Here is an 18,999-nt window from a genome sequence, read left to right on the forward strand (position 1 = left end):
CGTGTTCCCGGCGGTTTGTTTCATCTCACGCTTTCGGATGCAGCACTCCGTCGATCGTGCGCAGAAGCATGTTTGAATTGTACGGCTTGTACAGGACTGTTTCCACCCCCAGCGATTTCATGGTGTCGAGCTGGGCCTGATTGCACAGCCCCGTGGAGGCAATCACCGGGACGTCGGGGTTTATTTTCCGCAGCGTGCGCAGAAACAGCACTCCATTCAAGACCGGCATCATGATGTCCGTCAAAATGAGGGCAACCTCCTGCGAGTGCTCGGTGTGCAAGACAAGGGCTTCCGTCGCATTATTGGCCAGCAGGACACGGTAGCCGTTTGCCTCCAGCACGGTGCGCGCCGCGTTGGCGATCGCCACCTCGTCGTCCACCACGAGCACGCATTCCCCATGGCCGGTCGGAGCAGCTGCAGAGGCAGAGATGTCCGCAATCGCCTCCTGATCCGGAGCGGCTGGCAGATAAATCTGAAAAGTCGCCCCTGCACCCGGTGCGGTCACCACCTTGAGCAGGCCGCCATGGCTCTTGACGATGCCATGCACCGTGGAGAGGCCGAGTCCTGTGCCCTTGCCAATTTCCTTGGTGGTGAAGAAGGGATCAAAGATGCGTTCCAGGATTTCCGGCGGGATGCCGCTGCCCGTGTCGCTCACTTCCACCAGCACATGCGGGCCGGGTGTGATCTCGGGCAGCATGCTCGCGTAGCTGGTGTCGATGTCGAGATTGGCGGCGCTCAGCCGCAGCCTGCCCCCTTCGGGCATGGCATCACGCGCGTTCACGCAGAGGTTGAGCAGCACCTGGTGCAGCTGCGTCGCATCTCCCAGCACCAGCCGCAGGTTCGGCGCATTCACGCACTCGACGGTGATGTCCTTTGGGAAGGTGCTTCGTATCATCTGCTCCATCTCAGTGAGCAGCATCTCGATCTGCAAAGGATGCCTTTCGCCTTCCAGGCCACGGCCAAAGGCCAGCACTTGCCTGACGATCTGCGCCCCACGCGCCGCGCTCATCTCAATGGTGTCGCACAGGCTGCTGCGCTTTTCCTCAGACAACTTCATGCGCAGCACGGCCACGGACATCATGATGGGGGTGAGGATGTTGTTCAGGTCATGCGCCACGCCGCTGGCCAGCGTGCCGATGCTCTCCATGCGCTGCGCCCGGAGGAACTGCGCCTCGAGCTTCTTGCGTTCGGTGATGTCATGAAATGTCCACACACGGCCGTAGTAGGTGCCATCCGTACCGCGCACGGGCGCGGAGTGGCGCTCCAGGGTGGTGCCGTCCACCTGCTCGATGACGTCCGTGCTCGATTCGTCCGGATGCGCGTTGAGGTGAGTGATTTTTTGGAGAAAAACCTCCGGATCTTTCACCTGGCCGAGGACGAACTGCACCTGTCGGGAGTCGTCGGGGTCGTCTGCGATATGCGGCGGGATTTTCCACAGCTCGTTCATGCGCCGGTTCTGCAGCAGTTTTTTCCCATCGCTGTCCACCACGAGGATGCCATCAATCGCGGAGTGCACCTGCGCCTCAAAGAAGGCGGTGCGCCAGCGCAGCTCCTGCTCTGCCTGCCGGCGTCCGGCCTCGCCTTCGCTCACCTCCAGGGCAAAACCGATGTCCAGCGCCAGCTCATCGAGCAGGCGCAGCTCCACCTCGTCAAAGAAGCCGGTTTCCCCTGAGTAGAGCGTGAGGGTGCCGCTGACCCTGCCGCCGACGGTGATGGGAAAGCTGGCGGAGGAGCGGTAGCCGCGCTTCAGCGCCTCGTCACGCCAGGCCAGCATGCGCGGGTCGTTCTCCATGTCGCTGCAGGTGACGTGCTGGCCGCTGAGGAAGCAGCTGCCCGTGGGGCCGCAGCTCCGCGTCTGGTCACTCAGGTCGATGTTCACGTTGTCCAGGTAGCCTTCCACCACGCCGGCGGAGGCCACCGGCTGCAGTTTCTGCGTGGCTGCGTCATGCATGCCCACCCAGGCCATGCGGAAGCCGCCCTTCGACACCGCGATCTCGCAGGCCCGCGTCAGGATCACCTGCGGGTCCTTCTCATGCACGATGGTCTGGTTGATGTTGCTGAGCACCTCGTACACGCGGTTCAGGTGGCGGATGCGCAGCTCCGCCTGCTTTTTCGCGGTGATGTCCTGGAATGTGCCGCGCAGCTTGGTGGTCTTGCCGTTCTCAATGACCGCGAAACCCTGGACCCGCACCCAGATGTGATTCCCTTTTGCCGTGATGAATGGCGACTCCAGATCATAAGACGTGCCGTGGACGATGGCGGCTTGCACGGCGGCCTCGATCGCCGGCCACGCGTCGGGACCGTAGAAGTCCGTTGCCTTTTCGAGCAGGGGCTGCTCGTAAGGGAACTCGACTTCATGGATGCGAGCCGTCTCCTCCGACCACGTGACCCGCTGGGAAGCCAGATCCAGCTCCCAGCCGCCGACCTTCGCCATGGCGCTGGTGCGCTCCAGGAGCTCCGTGGTGCTGGCCAGCGATTCCTCCGCCCGTTTACGCTCGGTGATGTCCTGAACGTAGGAGATCAGATAGCTGCCGTGCTCGCGTGACTGGTCAATGAGGGCCGTGGACAGGTAGGCCCAGACGACTTCTCCATTTTTGTGGAGGTACCGCTTTTCAGCGTGCATGGCTTTGGGCCCGCCGTTCAGCGCGTTGCTGAGAAAGTCGCGTCCGATGTCCTTGTCATCCGCATGGGTGATATCCTTGAAGGTCAGCCGGATCAGTTCGTCCTTGGAGTAGCCCAGCATGCTGCACAAGGTGGGGTTGACATTGATAAACCTTCCATCCGCCGCCACCAGACACACACCGACGGTGGCGCTCTCAAAGGACGAGCGGAAAAGCTCCTCGCTTTCCCGCAGTTTCGACTCGGTACGCTTTCGCTCCGTGATCACCTGCGCGAAAATGATCAGGCCGCCGATCACGTTCTCCGAAGCATGCCACGGGCGGACCTCCCACTGCAGCCAATCCACGGTGCCATCGGCCTGCTGGAACATGTCCTCGTCACAGCTCGCGGGCTGCCCGAGCAACGCCCGGCGGTGAATTTCCTTCCAGCGTTCGGGAATGTCTGGAAACAGCTCGTAGTGCGAGCGTCCGAGGATTTCTTTTCCTCCCAGATGATAGTCGGTGATCCAGCGATCGCTGGCCTGCAGGTAGCGCATCTCGGTGTCAAACATCGCCACGGCTGCGGGCGTGTGTTTGATGAGGTGGCGCAGCAGCTCCTCGCTTCTGGCCAGCGCCTCTTCGGTGCGTTTCTGCTCGGTGATGTCCCGCGCGATCTTGGAGGCGCCGATCACTTTGCCACTGGCGTCCTTGAGCGGCGAGATGGTGGCGGAGATGAAAATTTTCCGCCCGTCCTTGCAGAGGCGCACCGTGTCGAAATGTTTCACGGTCTCACCGCGGGAGATGCGGGCCAGGATCTCGGCCTCTTCGTGGTGGCGCTCAGGCGGGAGCAGCATCAGCAGCGGCTGGCCGATGGCCTCCTCCGCCGTGTAGCCAAAGATCTTCTCCGCGCCGCGGTTCCAGCTGGTGACGACGCCCTCCAGCGTCTTGCCGATGATGGCGTCGTCGGAGGACTCGACGATGGAGGCCAGCTCGGTCTGCTTCTGCTCCAGCCGTTTGCGCTTGGTGATGTCCTGGATGTGGGAGATGAGGTAGGCGCCGTGCTCGTGCGCGTCGTCAATGACGGCGGTGGAGAGCAGGGCCCAGATGACGTGCCCGTCCTTGTGCAGGTAGCGCTTTTCCGTCCGCATGGTCTTGGGCCCGCCCGCCTGCGACTTGCTGATGAAGCTGAGCCCGATGTCCAGATCATCCTTGTGCGTAACGTCATTGAAGGTCAGCTGCAGCATCTCCTCCTTGGTGTAGCCCAGCATGGCGCACAGGGTGCGGTTGGCATTGATGAACCGGCCGCTGGCCGACACAAGGCACACGCCGTCGGTGGCGCTTTCAAAGGAGGCGCGGAACAGCTCCTCGCTCTTGCGCAGCCTGATCTCGTTGAGTTTGCGCTCCGTGATCACCTGCGTGAAGAAGATCACGCCGCCGAGCACCTTCCCCGCGGCATGCCATGGCTGGATCTCCCACTGCAGCCACTCAACGCCGCCATCCGCACGCGTGAACATGTCCTCGCTGCAGCTCTGGGGTTTGCCGCCCAGGGCCTGGCGGTGGATTTCCTTCCAGCGCTCGGGAATGTCTGGAAAGACCTCGTAGTGATGCCGCCCGATGATCTCCTTTCCTTCGAGGTGGTAGTCGGTGATCCAGCGGTCGCTGACCTGAAGATAGCGCAGTTCGGTGTCAAACATGGCCACCGCCGCAGGAGTGTGTTTGATGAGATGGCGCAGCCTCTCCTCTCCGGCCTGCAACGCCGCCTCCGACTGCTTGCGCTCCGTGATGTCCTCAATCAGGGTCACCACGCATTTTTTGCCGGCGAGTTCGATGAGCTCGGCATTGAGAGAGATGGTCTTGCGGATGCCGCCACGCGTCCGCACGGGGAGCTCCTGATGGCGCAGCGAGCCGCCGTCGAGCAGGGGCTGGATGAACTGGCTGCACGCTGCCTCGCTGGGCCAGATGCCCTTGTCCAGCGTCGTGTAGCCGATGACCTCCTCCGGCGGATAGCCCAGAATCCGGCAGAAGCTTTCGTTCACCTCGATGTAGCGCCCGGTTTCGATCTCGGTGATGGCGATGCCGCTGGGGTTGGCCTGGAAGGCCTTGGAGAATTTCTCCTCATTCTCCCGCAGCTGCTTCACCTCCCGGCGGCGGATGGTCAGATTGAACAGCAGCACAGCCGCGCAGGCGAGGGCCAGCACCAGCACCACCGCGACCACCCAGTACAGGTAGTGGACGCTGCTGCGGATGGAGCTCGAAAGCACGATGCTGTTGCTGTGATTGTATTTGATGAGATCCTCGGCGGCCAGGATGGCGGGCTGAAAGGCCGGCACCATCTCGCGCTCCAGGTAGGCGGCGCAGGCATCCCGGTCCCCGGTCAGCACCAGGGCCTCATAGGCCGTGCGCTTCTTGTTAAAAGCGGCCTGGCTGCTCTTCAGCTGGTCCAGCAGCGCGCGGTCCTTCCCCGGGTTCATGCGGATGGTCGTCTCATAGCGCTCGAGCGCATCGGCATAGGTCACGTCCGCCTCATGCACGATCTTCAGGGCGGCGTCCCGGGACTGCACCGACTGCGCGGAGGCCGCCACCAGCAGCCAGCCGATGCTGCGGGACATGGCCATGCGCATGTAATGCGCGTTGATGGTGCCAGGCACTGCGTCCTGGGCGATCAGGTCACTGTCCGTTTCCACCTGCCTCCCGCTGTAGTAAGCCATCGCCGCGAGCGCGATTAGCAGCCCCAGAATGGCGATACTTGCCAGCCGGATCAGGAGAGTGGTGTTGCGCTTATGGTTCATCTAGGGCTCCTCATTTTATAAAATCTATAGGGGGGCAACTCACCATCGTCGGCACATCACCGGGCCAGCTTTACTAGCCAAACCTTTAGAACTCAGTCGCAACTCATACCCTTAAGCAAATAAATGATAACTTATATCATTCCATATCAAAATAATATCCAAGAAAGCTCTTTTATGCAGGGCCAAAGGCCCATCACCCACGGGTTTTCTCCTCGCAGTCATGGGGTGGCGCTTTGCCCGTCCATGCCGGGAAAAACGCCCTTGATTCAGCCGCCATTGGTAGCATTTCCGTCTGTCACACCCACCGCCCACCTTCTTCTGTTTACATGAACGATGAAGTGAGCTCTGCGACGCGAGGAGAGCCGCAACGCTGGATCTTCTGAATCGAAGCGCAGCGATGTGTTGATTGATGCCGAGGTTCCCTAAAGACGCCCCCACCGTTCAGGATGGTGCGCCCCTACCCCGCCAACGTCTTGTACAGCGCCATGGTCTTCCGGGCGATGCTCTTCCAGCTGAAGTGGTCTTCGGCACGCTGGCGGCCGGCCTGGGCCATGCGGTTGCGCAGCGTGGGGTCGGCCATGAGCTTGTTGATGCCGGCGGCGAGATCCTTCGCAAATTTCTCCGGATGCAGCGCCTCAAAGGGGCTCTCGGTCTGCTGCTCCAGCGGCACGAGGATGCCGGTCTCGCCATCGACGACGACTTCCTTGATGCCGCCCACGGCGCTGGCCACCACGGCCGTCTCGCAGGCCATGGCCTCCAGATTGATGATGCCAAAGGGCTCGTAAATGGACGGGCAGCAGAAGACCTCGGCATGCGAGTACATGACGATCTTTTCCTGCACGGGCAGCATGCTCTGCACCCAGATGACGCCGGGGCGGGTCTTGCTGGCCTCGGCCACGGCGGCCTCCATCTCGGCCTTGATCTCGGGGGTGTCCGGCGCTCCGGCGCAGAGAACGACCTGGAAGCCGGGATCGAGATGCTGGATGGCACGCACCAGGTGCACGATGCCCTTCTGCCGGGCGATGCGGCCGACGAAGAGGACGTAGGGCTTGTCGGGATCGACTCCGTGCTTGCGCAGCACGTCGGGGGCCTCGGTGCGGCGGTATTCGGCGAGGTCGATGCCGTTGTAGATGACGTGGACCTTGTGGGGATCGACGTCGAAATGCTGCAGGATGTCCGCCTTGGTGCCTTCGGAGACGGCGATGATGGCGTCCGCCATTTTCAGCGCGGTGCTTTCCAGCCAGACGGTGAAGTCGTAGCCGTGGCCGAGCTGCTCGCGCTTCCAGGGGCGCAGGGGCTCCAGGGAGTGAACGGTCAGCACCATGGGCACGCCGTAGTTCAGCTTGGCGAGGATGCCGCCAAAATGCGCGTACCACGTGTGCAGGTGCACGAGGCTGGCGTCGATGCCGCTGGTGTTGAAGTCCAGGCAGCGCTGCAGGGCGCCGAAGACGGACTTCAGATTGAGCGGGCTGTCCCAGCCGGTGGTGTCGAGGCCGAAGCCCTTCACCTTGAGATTGCCCTCATGGCTGTCCTGGTCGCCAAAGCAGCGCACGTCCACCTCCATGAGCTTGGCGAGCTCCTTGGTGAGGTATTCGACGTGGACACCGGCGCCGCCGTAAATGTGGGGGGGAAATTCGTTGGTGAGGAAGAGTGCTTTCATGGGTGCGGGCGTGGCTGTGCCGTGGCGCAGCGGCTGGGATGAGGGCGTGTGCGGGGTCATTTCCCCTGGGATTTGAACCATTCCTCGATAGCGGGAATGTCGAAGATGCGGAAGCGTTTTTTGATGCGCTGCTCGAGCGCGAGCTGGGCGTGCTTGGCCACCTCCAGGGAGGGGTCTTCCTTGATGGCCTTGATGAGCTGCGCGTTGGTCTCCGGCAGCGGGCTGCCCAGAAGCAGGAAGCAGACGCGCACGCGCACCTCCCAGGGCTGCTTATAGTCGGCCAGGAGCTTCAGCAGGGCGGCGGGCGGCACATCCGCCTCGTCGCGGATGCTGCTGTCTTTGAAGAGCTCGGCCACGGGCAGGCGGTAGCCGGGGTCTTCACGCTGGAGGAGCTGGATGGCACGGATGGCGCGCAGGTACTCGGCCTGCGCGGCGTCATGCAGATGCTCCTGCTGCGGGTCGCGCATGTACTCGACGAGCAGCTCGATGGGGCGGCGCTCGCCGGTGGCGATGGCCTCGTCTGCATACATGGTGAGGCGGTTGCGCTCCTTGAGCCGGATGAACTCCTCCTGCGTGGGGGAGACCTGCGGCTTCATGTCGGGCATGCGCGGGGTGCCCGGCTGGCCGGAGGCCGCAGTCCCGGAGGTGGCGGCCACCTCGGGAATCTTCAGCGTGGCGGAGATGCTTTCGAGGGATTGCCGGGTGTTTTGCTGCATGAGCAGCTGCTCGCGGCGCATGACGTCCAGCTGCTTTTCAAGTGCGGCGATCTGCTCGGCAGCTTTGGCGAGCTGGGCCTTCAGGGCGGCATCTGGCGCGGCGGGCGCAGACACTGCCGTGGGGGCTGGTGCGGCGGAGGCCTGCGGGGGATCGGCCTTCTCAGGCCCGAGCCACCGGCCTGCCAGCAACACCCCGAGGCTGACGAGGATGGAGCACCCGAGGGAGATGCCCACGTGCCAGGCCGTCAGGGGCGAGCCCAGGAGGCCGGAGGTGGTGGCGGATTTCTCAGCGGCAGCAGCGCCGCCGTCCTTGTCATTCGCCAGCGCAGGACTGCAGCGGGCGAAGAGCAGCGCCTCCTTCTGGCCGTCTTCGTCTTCAGTGTCAGGAGGTGATTGGGGAGGGAGAGGATCAGACATGCAAAATTGTGCGTCGGTGACGTTACTCGATGGAGGTTGCCAGAAGCAACAAACAAGGCCAGCCTTTGTGCGTCAACCCGTGTCATGGCAACAGATTCCACCCAGACGCCCAGCGTTTCCACCCTCCCGCTCCCCGCGGCCCCTCTTGACCAGCAGCCTGAAATGCTGCGGCGCCTGGCGCTGTGGGGGCTGCCTGCGGCGCTGGGGCTGCTGTTTCTGCTCTGGCCCTACCAGCAGTGGGACTACGCGAGCCGTGAGAGCATCCTGATCGGCTGGGCCCGCTGGGTGAGCAAGCGTGCGGACTGGCAGTTCTGCCTGCTGGTGCCGCCGCTGGTGGGCTGGCTGGTGTGGCTGCGGCGTGATGAGCTGCGCCGCCTGCCCTTGCAGGGCACCTGGCGGGGGCTGCTGCCGCTGGGGATGGGACTGTTCTTTTACTGGATCGGCTACAAGGCAAACACGGGCTACCCGGGCTTTCTCGCAGTGCAGTTTGTGCTCGCCGGGTTCATCCTGCTGGTGGCGGGCGTGGCGTGGATGCGCACGCTGTTCTTTGCGTGGCTGTTTTTGTTTTTCACCTGGCCGATGCAGCCGCTGGAGGATTCCCTGGCCTCTCCGCTGCGCCCGCGCACGGCGGCGATGGCGGCAGCGGTGCTGAACGCGGTGCAGGTGCCTGCGGTGAACGAGGGCTCGGCCCTGCAGTCCGCTGCGGAGCCGGACAAAGGCCTTCAGATCGGCGAAGTCTTCAGCCTGGATGTGGATGCGAAGTGCAGCGGGATCAATTCGCTCTTTGCGCTGATGATGATCTCGGCGCTGCTGGGCTACCTGGCGCTGCGGCGGCCGCTTTCGCGCTTCATTCTCTTTGCATGCGCGGTGCCGCTGGCGGTGGCGGGCAATGTGGGGCGGCTGCTGCTGCTGGTGGCGGGGACAAAGCAGTTTGGCGCGGATTTTGCCGTGGGCAGGCACATCGGCGACCACCAGGAGATGTCGCTCTACCACACCTTTGCGGGCTTTGCCGTCTTTGGCATCGCGCTGGGGGGGATGTTTGCCCTCTGCTGGCTGCTGGAGGGCCGGGAGATGAAGGCCAACCTGCAGCGCCATGGCCAGCCGCGGAACAAAGAGGCTGCCTCGGGCATCGCCGTGCCGCGCCGCATGCTGGCCCAGCTGCTGGCGGCCCTGGGGCTGCCGCTGCTGCTGCTGGGCATCTGCCTGGGCACGGACATCAGCTTTCATGTGGCGGCACCGGGGGTGAAGCTGCGGGCGGATGACTCCCACCTGCCCTACCTCCCCCTCTCTCTGGGCGACTACCAGGGGCGCGAGTACGACATGACGACGGATGAAAAAAACCTGCTGGATGAGGGCGTGCGCCTGGCGCGCAATGTGTACGCCTCCGCCGCAGGCAGGCAGATCATGGCCACGGTGATCCTGAGCGGCTTTGAAAAACGCAGCCTGCACCGCCCGGAGGTCTGCCTGCCCAACCAGGGCTGGACGGTGACTGACCGCACGCAGATCCCCCTGCGCATGAAGGACGGGCGGGAGATCACCATCATGATGATGCGCATCTTCCGGGATGCGGAACCCCAGCCGGGCGTGCGGGTGCGCACCCGGGCGGTCAATTTTTACTGGTACATCGGCTCAGACGGCACCTCCTGCGCAGACCATTACGAGCACGTCTTCCTCTCCTACTACGACTCGGTGTTTCGCAACATCCAGCACCGCTGGGCCATGGCCTCCATCTACGTGCCGCTGCCGGAGCAGCGCATCGGCCAGGAGGACCCCATGCAGGAGCTCAATGCCGTGGAGGATACGCGCGAGTTTCTGGCCCAGCTGGCGCCGGCTTTCATGCTGACAAAGGAGGAGTGGCTCAAAAACGCCCAGACCCCCAAAGCTGCGCCTTGAGGCCCCTCAGCGCCTAACGGCTCAGGTCCTCCTGGGTCAGCACCTTGAATCCGGCGCTGGAGAGCACCTCGCCGCCCACCTCCGGGGAGTCGAGATGGAGGACGAACAAAGGATTGCCCGCAGGGCGCACAAAGAGCGGGTAGGAGAAGTCGATGTTGATCTCCGCGCTGAGCAGGGCGGAAAGGGCGTGCACGAGGGAGTGGTCGGTCTGCTTCAGCTCCACCACGGTGACGGGAAAGACCACGTGCGGGATGCCTTTCTCGATGAAGAGCAGCTCGGTGGTCTCGGGGTCGCTGGGGATGAGGCGCACGAGGGCGAGCTCGGTGCTGTCCTGCAGGGAGAGGCCGAGCACCTCGATGCGGTGCTCGGTGAGCAGCTTGACCAGGGCCATGAGCGCGCCGACGCGGTTGTGCAGAAACACGGAGAGCTGCCTCACCGGCGTGCCTGCGGGCGTGCCGGTCGCGGACTGGGTCTGGGGTTTGGAGGTGATCATGGGCGCTAGCCTGCGGGGCCTGTGGCGGAGCGGGTCTCGTCAAACAACGTCACCCGCAGCGGGATGCTGGCCAGGGTTTCATCCTGGTGCTGCACCAGCCAGCGGTAGACGCCCTGGCGGTCAAACTTGAGGCGCTGGAGGTTGCACACGATGTTGCGTGAGACAAACGGGATGAAGGACGAGGGAAAGATCACCTCCAGCTGCACGGGCATGGGCGGCAGGCACTCCTTGCCGTCGGGGTCGATGCAGCGGATCACAAATTCATGCTGCCCGGCATCATCTCCCTGAAACACCACACGGACGGCGATGGAGCACTGCGGATGGATGACGGGGAAAGTCTGGGCACAGAGGGTGTCGAAAGCCCCCTGCATGCTGAGCTTGCCCTGGTAGTCGGCGGCAAAATCACAGACGGCGGCGAGTTGGATGTTCATCGTGAAGATGGCGGGGGTTAGCGGCCAAAGAGCCTCTTGAAGAAGCCGCCGATGCCTTTTTGCGGCGGGGGCGGTGGCGGAGCCTGCGCCGGGCGCGCGGTCGGCACCTCCTCGGTTTTTCCACCGGTGGACTCTTCCACCAGCGTGGCCTTGGGCACTTCCTTCATGGCCAGCAGCATGGGGTCGTCTGCCGGGGCTTTTTCAAAGATGTTGGTGAAGACCTCGTTCACGATGGGCGCGGCTTTTTTGCCACCGCTGATGTCCTCCCCGGGCTCCCCCTCATACACCACGGCAAAGGCAAACATGGGCTTGCCCGCAGGCAGGAAGCCGGTGAACCAGGCGAGGTTCTGATCTTTGCTGATGCGCCACTGGGCGGTGCCCGTCTTGCCGGCGATCTCGGCCTGCTTGATGGCCGCCGCATGCCCGGTGCCGCCGCCGCCATTGACCACGGCCACCATGCCGCTGATCACCGTCTGGCGCTGCTCAGGATTGAGATCGATCTTTTTGCGGTCCTTGGGCTCGTAGGCCTGCACCACACGGTCTCCGAGGTCCTGCACCTGCAGCACGAGGCGCGGCTGGGGGATGCGGGTGCCGTCTCCGAGCCCGGCCATGCACTGGCACACCTGGAGCGGCGTGGCCAGCACCATGCCCTGGCCGATGGCGATGTTGGCCAGATCTCCCGGCAGCATCTTGTGGCCGCGGTGCTGGAGGAGGTAGCTGTTGGTGGGCACAAAGCCCTCCCCTTCCGCCTTGAGGGGGATGCCGGTGCGCTCGCCAAAGCCGAGGCGCAGCGCCATGTTCGTGATGTAGTCGGCGCCGGACTCCAGCGCGGCACGGTAGAACCAGGTGTTGCAGGAGCGCTTGATGGCGCTGACCACGTTCATGGAGCCCTCCCCTTCCTTGTTCCAGTTCTTGAACACGCGGTCGCCGATCTCCAGCGCGTTGGGGCAGTCGTACATCGTTTTCGCGTCCACTTTGCCGCTGTCCAGCGCGCCCAGGGCGGTGACGATCTTGAAGGTGGAGGCCGGGGGGTATTCGCCGCGGAAGGAGCGCGGGTAGAGCGGCAGGTGCGGGTCCTTCGTCAGCTCGTCGTAGCGCTTCTGGCGGATGCCGGGCACAAATTCATTGAGGTCAAAGCCGGGATTGGACGCCATGGCGAGGATGTCGCCATTGGTGACGTCCATGATGACCATGGCGCCGCCGGTGGTGTGCTTTTTGAGCGCGTTTTCGGCGTACTTTTGGAAGTTGTAGTCGATGGAGAGCACCACGTTGTTCCCCGGGCTGGGCGCACGGCGCACGTCTTCGGAGAGGCGCTTGCCATCCGGGCTGAAGAGGACGTTCACGATGCCCGGCTGGCCTTTGAGGTCGCTGTCAAAGGCGGTTTCGATGCCTTCGCGGCCTTCCATCTCTTCAAACACGGGGTCGCCGTCCACGATGGGGCCTGTGGGCAGCGGGCGGGTCTTGCCGGTGTAGCCGATGATGTGGCAGGCGGTGGCCCCCTGCGGGTAATGCCGCAGATAGGCCGGCTGGATGACGAGGCTGCTGCCGAGCAGGGGCTTGAGCTTTTCCTCCATGTCTGGCGTGATCTCCACATTCAGCCCCTCCTCCACGGAAAAGACCAGCGGCAGCCAGCGGCGGTGCTTGTAGTGCAGCAGCACCCTGTCGTCTGAAAGCGACCACGCTTTGCCAAGCGCTGCATTGACCTTGTCCACGGTGGAGCGTGCAAAGGCGGTGATCTGCGCGTCGCTGGCCTTGTCCATGTAGGGCATGACGAGTGCGAGGTAGTTGGCAGCGCGGTTCTGCGCAAAGGGGATGCCGTGGCGGTCCACGATCTGCCCGCGCGGCGCAGGCACGCTCAGGGTCAGGGCGCGGGCTTCCTTCTGGGTGGCCCAGGAGGCGGTGAGGTCCTGCTTTTCAGGCACGGCCGCCTTCTGCTTTTTCGCCTCGTCTTCGGCGGACTCGACAGGCTGCGCCTTGAGCACCACCTGGGCTTGCACCTGCGGACCAAGCAAGGCGAGCGTCCCAAAACCCACTGCCAGAAGCCGGCTGGTCAGGGACGACGAGGTCAGAGCATACGAAAAAAGCATGGGGATAAAAGACAGACAGCAGCAGCGCGTGCGACGTGCCGGTGCAGTGCTGAACATGCGGCTACGCACGCACGGCGTCAAGCCGGAGGTCAGGCGCAGGCGATTTCGGCTGGCTGCGGGAAAGGCGCTCTGCCGGCGACCATTGCCCCGGTCACAGGACGCGACACGCTGTGGCGCTGGGGGCTTCGCATCCGCCGGCATGACTGCGCGCAAAACACCTTTCCGCTGGGCAGGCAGTCTCTGCCGCGAGAGGCGTGGGTTCCGGCGGCTGCTGGCTGGGGAGAGCCAGTCCTGCCTGCGCTGGGCAGGCGCGTGAGGCGGGAGGTGTGTCCCCTCAAGCCTGCGCGGGGTGATGCGAGGCTGGCGTTTCGGCAATGATTTTGGTAAGACGCCGCCAACGCACAGAGGTTTCAGGCGTTTGAGCGGCCGGGCTGATGCCGGCGGGCCGCGTTTTGTCCGTGGTTTGCGGCAGGCGTGGCGCGGCTGGGATGAGGGCACAAAAAACCCCGCATCCTTTTGAGGGGATGCGGGGTGATGTTTAATCTGGCAACGTCCTACTTTCGCATAGCCTTTCGCCATACTATCATCGGCGCAACAGCGTTTCACTTCCGTGTTCGGAATGGGAACGGGTGGTACCACTGTGCCATGGTCACCAGACTGCGGCCCATGATGCGGTGAGGCATATGAACCGAGTGTCTGGAGACACTCAGGGAGTGTTCTCTGACAACTGCATACAGGGAGAATCAAAATTCGATTGAGCCTGGAACCAGGCTTCAGTTTGAAATGGAACAATGCAAGACAAACGGATGATTAGTACCACTAAGCTGAACACATTACTGTGCTTGCACCCGTGGCCTATCAACGTGGTAGTCTTCCACGATCCTTCAGGGAAAGCTTATCTTGGGATGGGCTTGGCACTTAGATGCTTTCAGCGCTTATCCCTTCCGCACATAGCTGCCCAGCGATGCTCTTGACAGAACAACTGGAACACCAGAGGTGCGTCAATTCCGGTCCTCTCGTACTAGGAATTGAACCCCTCAACTTTCCTGCGCCCACAGAGGATAGAGGACCGAACTGTCTCGCGACGTTCTGAACCCAGCTCGCGTGCCGCTTTAACCGGCGAACAGCCGGACCCTTGGGACCTTCTCCAGCCCCAGGATGCGACGAGCCGACATCGAGGTGCCAAACTTCATCGTCGATATGAACTCTTGGATGAAATCAGCCTGTTATCCCTAGCGTACCTTTTGTCCGTTAAGCGATGGCAATTCCACATTAAACCACCGGATCACTTTGGCCTGCTTTCGCATCTGTTCGACTTGTAGGTCTCACAGTTAGGCTGGCTTATGCCAATGCACTCAACACGTGATTACCAACCACGCTGAGCCAACCTTCGCGCTCCTCCGTTACTCTTTGGGAGGATACCGCCCCAGTAAAACTGACCGGCTGACATGGTCCCACATCCAGATTCATGGACTGCGGTTAGATCGTTCAATACCCAAGGGTGGTGTTTCATTGACGACTCAGCATGACCCGAAAGTCATGCTTCAAAGTCTCCCACTTACGCTAAGCATGGAAACCAAACGACCAGTGACAGCTTACAGTTAAGGTGCATAGGGTCTTTCCGTCCTTCTGCGGGTAAGCAGCATCTTCACTGCTAATACAATTTCACTGAGCCCCTCGTTGAGACAGCGGACAACTCGTTACACGATTCGTGCAGGTCGGAACTTACCCGACAAGGAATTTCGCTACCTTAGGACCGTTATAGTTACGGCCGACATTCACGGGGACTTGGGTTCAGAGCTTCGCCTTGCGGCTAACCCCTTGCCTTAATCTTTCCGCATTGGTCACGTGTCACATCGTATACTTGGACTTTCGTCTTGGCACAATGCTGTGTTTTTGATAAACAGTCGGTTGTCCCCTTTCACTGCGACCCAAGCAAGCTTGGGCATCCCTTCTTCCGAAGTTACGGGACTAGATTGCAGAGTTCCTTAACGAGGTTTCACTCTTTCGCCTTGGTATATTCTACCCACCCACCTGTGTCGGTTTGCGGTACGGGCGGCCATGGAAAGGGCCACAACGCTTTTCTCGGTGGTCGGATCAAAAGACCGGATTTGGGTTGCCCCGCCTCCTTCTGCCACTTTCAGCCGGCATGCTTTCTCAATTTCCACGCACGTGTGGTTTAACCATAGCCGGTTTGGGAATATTAACCCAATGTGCATCGCCGACGCCATACGGCCTTGACTTAGCTCCCGACTAACCCTGGGACGAATATCGTTGCCCAGGAAACCTTGGGTTTACGGCGGGGCGGGATTTCACCGCCCTTAACGTTACTTATGTCTGCATCCTCACTTCTGTGAACTCCACGGTCAGTCGCCTTCACGCTTCGACGCTCACAGAACGCTCCCCTACCACTGAACGATCCGTAGACCGTTCAATCCAGAGCTTCGGTATGCCGCTTGATCGCCAATCATTTTCGGCGCGAGATCTCTCGATGAGTCAGCTATTACGCACTGTTTAAATGGTGGCTGCTTCTAAGCCAACATCCTCACTGTCAAAGAAATCTCACCTCCTTTCCACTTAGCGGCATTTGGGCACCTTAGCTGCAGGGCTGGGCTGTTTCCCTTTCGACAATGAAGCTTATCCCCCACTGTCTTACTGCCATGCTACATTCGAGGGTATTCGGAGTTTGATTGAGTTTGGTAGACGGGTATGTCCCCTAGCTCATTCAGTGCTCTACCCCCCTCGATCAGCGCATGACGCTGCACCTAAATACATTTCGGGGAGAACCAGCTATTACGGGGCTTGATTAGCCTTTCACTCCTACCCACAGCTCATCCGAGAACGTCTCAAGGTTCACCAGTTCGGTCCTCCACGTCGTATTACCAACGCTTCAACCTGGCCATGGGTAGATCGCCTCCGCTTCGGGTTCAGCCCGTGCGACTTGTCGCCCTGTTCGGACTCGCTTTCGCTCCGCCTCCGTCCCAGAAGGACTTAGGCTTGCCACACAGACTGACTCGCAGACTCATTTTGCAAAAGGCACGCCATCACCGGACAAGCCGGCTCTGACACCTTGTAGGTATGTGGTTTCAGGTACTATTTCACTCCGCTCACGGCGGTTCTTTTCACCTTTCCCTCGCGGTACTTGTTCACTGTCGGTCACTAGCTAGTATTTAGCCTTATGCCGTGGTCGGCACATATTCACACGAAATGCCACGTGGATCGTGTTACTCTGGGAATCCCTAGGCGTTGTCGAGTTTTCGGTTACGGGCCTCTCACCCTCTTTGGAGCGATTTTCCATTCGCTTCACCTAACTGTTCAACTACCACATCGGGCCCCGAACCCCGGAGGTAAACCTCCGGTTTAGGCTGGTCCGCTTTCGTTCGCCACTACTGACGGAATCGCATTCGCTTTCTTTTCCTCGCCTTACTGAGATGTTTCACTTCGGGCGGTGTTGCGTCGACGCTCCTATGTATTCAGAGCGTCACGTGATGAGATGAATCATCACAGGTTATCCCATTCGGAGATCTCCGGGTCAAAGCCTGCTTGCGGCTGTCCGGAGCTTATCGCAGCTTACCACGTCCTTCATCGCCTGCTAGTGCCAAGGCATTCACTACATACCCTATAAATCTTGCATTGTTAAAATCCATTTCATGTGACGGGCTTTGACACCCGCCGAAATGGTTTCGCCTGATTCTTAATTTTACTTATCTTTTCGAAACCTGTTGGTTCTCAAGATGGCTCAATTGAATTTGTTTTTTCTACCCTATATACAGTTGTCAAAGAACAGAATCCCAAAAAAACAGATGTGCACAATGAATGGTGGGCAGGACTGGACTCGAACCAGTGACCCCCGCCTTATCAAGGCGGTGCTCTAACCAACTGAGCTACATGCCCGCTGATCATTGATGGTGGAGGTTAGGAGACTCGAACTCCTGACATCAAGCTTGCAAAGCTAGCGCTCTACCAACTGAGCTAAACCCCCGCTCAAGGCACAGAAAACAGAAAAACTAAATTGTACGCTGCGGCTAGTGGCGCGCAGTAAAAGGTTTTGCGGTGATTTTCATCATTCGCACACTTTGCCGTTTCCAGCAGTCAGTGTCGACCTTGTCCATTGTGGCGTGAGCCTGGACAATTCTCCATAGAAAGGAGGTGATCCAGCCGCAGGTTCCCCTACGGCTACCTTGTTACGACTTCATCCCAGTCACCAGTCTTGCCTTAGGGCGCTGCCTCCTTGCGGTTGGCGCACGCACTTCGGGCGAAACCAGCTTCCATGATGTGACGGGCGGTGTGTACAAGACCCGGGAACGTATTCACGGTACCGTAGCTGATGTACCATTACTAGCGATTCCAGCTTCATGGAGTCGAGTTGCAGACTCCAATCTGAACTGAGCCCAGTTTTATTGATTTCCTCCACCTCGCGGTCTCGGTTCACATTGTACTGGGCATTGTAGTACGTGTGCAGCCCTGGTCGTAAGGGCCATACGGACTTGACGTCATCCCCACCTTCCTCCTCGTTGATCGAGGCAGTCTGATTCGAGTGCTCGGCATACGCCGGTGGCAACAAATCACAGGGGTTGCGCTCGTTGCGGGACTTAACCCAACATCTCACGACACGAGCTGACGACAGCCATGCAGCACCTGTGCAAAGCGGGTATTGCTACCCTATACGGCTTTCACCGTAGACACAATGCATGTCAAGACCAGGTAAGGTTCTTCGCGTTGCATCGAATTAAGCCACATACTCCACCGCTTGTGCGGGTCCCCGTCAATTTCTTTGAGTTTTAATCTTGCGACCGTACTTCCCAGGCGGCACGTTTAACGCGTTAGCTCCGGCGCGGACGCGGTCGATTGCGCCCACACCAAACGTGCACCGTTTACTGCCAGGACTACCGGGGTATCTAATCCCGTTTGCTCCCCTGGCCTTCGTGCCTCAGTGTCAGTAACTGCCCAGTGACCTGCCTTCGCCGTTGGTATTCCTCTCGATATCTACGCATTTCACTGCTACACCGAGAATTCTAGTCACCTCTTCAGTACTCTAGCATGGTAGTATCGGATGCTGTTCCGAGGTTGAGCCCCGGGCTTTCACATCTGACTTACCACGCCACCTACGCACCCTTTACGCCCAGTGATTCCGAACAACGCTTGAGACCTCTGTATTACCGCGGCTGCTGGCACAGAGTTAGCCGTCTCTTCCTCTTGTGTTACCATCAATTTGCAAGACTATTAACCTCGCAACCTTGTTCACACATGACAGGAGTTTACAATCCGAAGACCTTATCCTCCACGCGGCGTCGCTCCATCAGGGTTGCCCCCATTGTGAAAGATTCTCGACTGCTGCCACCCGTAGGTGTCTGGACCGTGTCTCAGTTCCAGTGTGGCTGGTCGTCCTCTAAGACCAGCTACCCGTCGTAGCCTTGGTGGGCTTTTACCCCGCCAACTAGCTGATAGGCCGCGGACCAATCGGAAAGTGGCAGGCCTTGCGGTCCCTGCCTTTAGTTTTTCAACCACATGCGGTATTAATCCAAGTTTCCCTGGGCTATCCCCCGCTTTCCGGAATGTATCCACGTGTTACGCACCCGTTCGCCACTAGACCACCGTTGTATTGCTACTCCGATGATCCCGTTCGACTTGCATGTCTTATCCACGCCGCCAGCGTTCGTTCTGAGCCAGAATCAAACTCTCCAAAAATTTTGGTGCTGACTTAATTTATAAGCCAGCCAAATTGACTGCATCTGTTTAAACCACAGATGCCTGCGCACTTATTCGCGCAGCGCACAATTTAGCTTTCTGTTTTCGAACAGCTGAAACTCGGTTTGACCCTCGTTCCGCTGCTTCTGTGTTTTCTAAAAGATCGTTTCTGATTCCAAGTTTCATGAGCCGCTTTTCGCTTCTCAATCTTCTTTTTCTCAGCCCGCG

General features: G+C 60.4%; 7 protein-coding genes, 2 tRNA genes and 3 rRNA genes. 1 reads left to right on the plus strand and 11 read right to left on the minus strand.

Annotation, left to right across the window (positions count from 1 at the left end; all coding sequences use genetic code 11):
- Positions 1-25 precede the first annotated feature (25 nt).
- The 3 genes from ACZ5WW_RS06385 to ACZ5WW_RS06395 form a co-directional block, all read right to left on the minus strand.
- Positions 26-5,386, minus strand: coding sequence for a PAS domain S-box protein (locus tag ACZ5WW_RS06385; protein WP_377166597.1), 5,361 nt, complete (start codon positions 5,384-5,386; stop codon positions 26-28).
- Between the two features lie 457 nt (positions 5,387-5,843).
- Positions 5,844-7,046, minus strand: coding sequence for a glycogen synthase (gene glgA, locus ACZ5WW_RS06390; RefSeq protein WP_377166595.1), 1,203 nt, complete (start codon positions 7,044-7,046; stop codon positions 5,844-5,846).
- A 56-nt stretch (positions 7,047-7,102) separates the two neighbouring features.
- Entirely contained in the window at positions 7,103-8,179 is a 1,077-nt protein-coding gene (locus ACZ5WW_RS06395) for a hypothetical protein (protein ID WP_377166593.1), read from the minus strand.
- An 84-nt stretch (positions 8,180-8,263) separates the two neighbouring features.
- Here ACZ5WW_RS06395 and ACZ5WW_RS06400 point away from each other — a divergent pair, with 84 nt between their 5' ends.
- Positions 8,264-10,072 (plus strand): exosortase/archaeosortase family protein, encoded by a 1,809-nt coding sequence (locus ACZ5WW_RS06400; protein WP_377166591.1) that lies wholly within the window; start codon positions 8,264-8,266, stop codon positions 10,070-10,072.
- Between the two features lie 13 nt (positions 10,073-10,085).
- Here ACZ5WW_RS06400 and ACZ5WW_RS06405 read toward each other — a convergent pair whose 3' ends face one another.
- The 8 genes from ACZ5WW_RS06405 to ACZ5WW_RS06440 all read right to left on the minus strand — a co-directional run bounded on the left by ACZ5WW_RS06405 (position 10,086) and on the right by ACZ5WW_RS06440 (position 18,771).
- Entirely contained in the window at positions 10,086-10,565 is a 480-nt protein-coding gene (locus ACZ5WW_RS06405) for a hypothetical protein (RefSeq protein ID WP_377166589.1), read from the minus strand.
- A gap of 5 nt (positions 10,566-10,570) precedes the next feature.
- Positions 10,571-10,996 carry a DUF6941 family protein gene (locus ACZ5WW_RS06410; RefSeq protein WP_377166587.1) on the minus strand — a complete coding sequence of 142 codons (426 nt, stop codon included), beginning with the start codon at positions 10,994-10,996 and terminating at the stop codon, positions 10,571-10,573.
- Between the two features lie 17 nt (positions 10,997-11,013).
- Positions 11,014-13,083, minus strand: coding sequence for a penicillin-binding transpeptidase domain-containing protein (locus tag ACZ5WW_RS06415; protein WP_377166585.1), 2,070 nt, complete (start codon positions 13,081-13,083; stop codon positions 11,014-11,016).
- A 541-nt stretch (positions 13,084-13,624) separates the two neighbouring features.
- Positions 13,625-13,740: ribosomal RNA gene (rrf, locus tag ACZ5WW_RS06420) — 5S ribosomal RNA — on the minus strand.
- Between the two features lie 132 nt (positions 13,741-13,872).
- Positions 13,873-16,717 (minus strand): 23S ribosomal RNA (locus tag ACZ5WW_RS06425).
- Positions 16,718-16,900: 183 nt separating this feature from the next.
- A tRNA-Ile gene (locus ACZ5WW_RS06430) sits at positions 16,901-16,977 on the minus strand.
- 12 nt (positions 16,978-16,989) lie between these two features.
- Positions 16,990-17,065, minus strand: a tRNA-Ala gene (locus ACZ5WW_RS06435).
- A 160-nt stretch (positions 17,066-17,225) separates the two neighbouring features.
- Positions 17,226-18,771: ribosomal RNA gene (locus tag ACZ5WW_RS06440) — 16S ribosomal RNA — on the minus strand.
- The 16S, 23S and 5S rRNA genes sit together here with 2 tRNA genes alongside, the layout of an rRNA operon.
- Between the last annotated feature and the right edge of the window lie 228 nt (positions 18,772-18,999).

This window comes from Prosthecobacter fluviatilis, from assembly GCF_055388355.1.

What these genes read in the sequence shown, in the direction of transcription:
- ACZ5WW_RS06385 (WP_377166597.1), bottom strand. Translation starts at nt 5,386, where the DNA reads ATGAACCATAAGCGCAACACCACTCTCCTGATCCGGCTGGCAAGTATC.
- glgA (WP_377166595.1), bottom strand. Translation starts at nt 7,046, where the DNA reads ATGAAAGCACTCTTCCTCACCAACGAATTTCCCCCCCACATTTACGGC.
- ACZ5WW_RS06395 (WP_377166593.1), bottom strand. Translation starts at nt 8,179, where the DNA reads ATGTCTGATCCTCTCCCTCCCCAATCACCTCCTGACACTGAAGACGAA.
- ACZ5WW_RS06400 (WP_377166591.1), top strand. Translation starts at nt 8,264, where the DNA reads ATGGCAACAGATTCCACCCAGACGCCCAGCGTTTCCACCCTCCCGCTC.
- ACZ5WW_RS06405 (WP_377166589.1), bottom strand. Translation starts at nt 10,565, where the DNA reads ATGATCACCTCCAAACCCCAGACCCAGTCCGCGACCGGCACGCCCGCA.
- ACZ5WW_RS06410 (WP_377166587.1), bottom strand. Translation starts at nt 10,996, where the DNA reads ATGAACATCCAACTCGCCGCCGTCTGTGATTTTGCCGCCGACTACCAG.
- ACZ5WW_RS06415 (WP_377166585.1), bottom strand. Translation starts at nt 13,083, where the DNA reads ATGCTTTTTTCGTATGCTCTGACCTCGTCGTCCCTGACCAGCCGGCTT.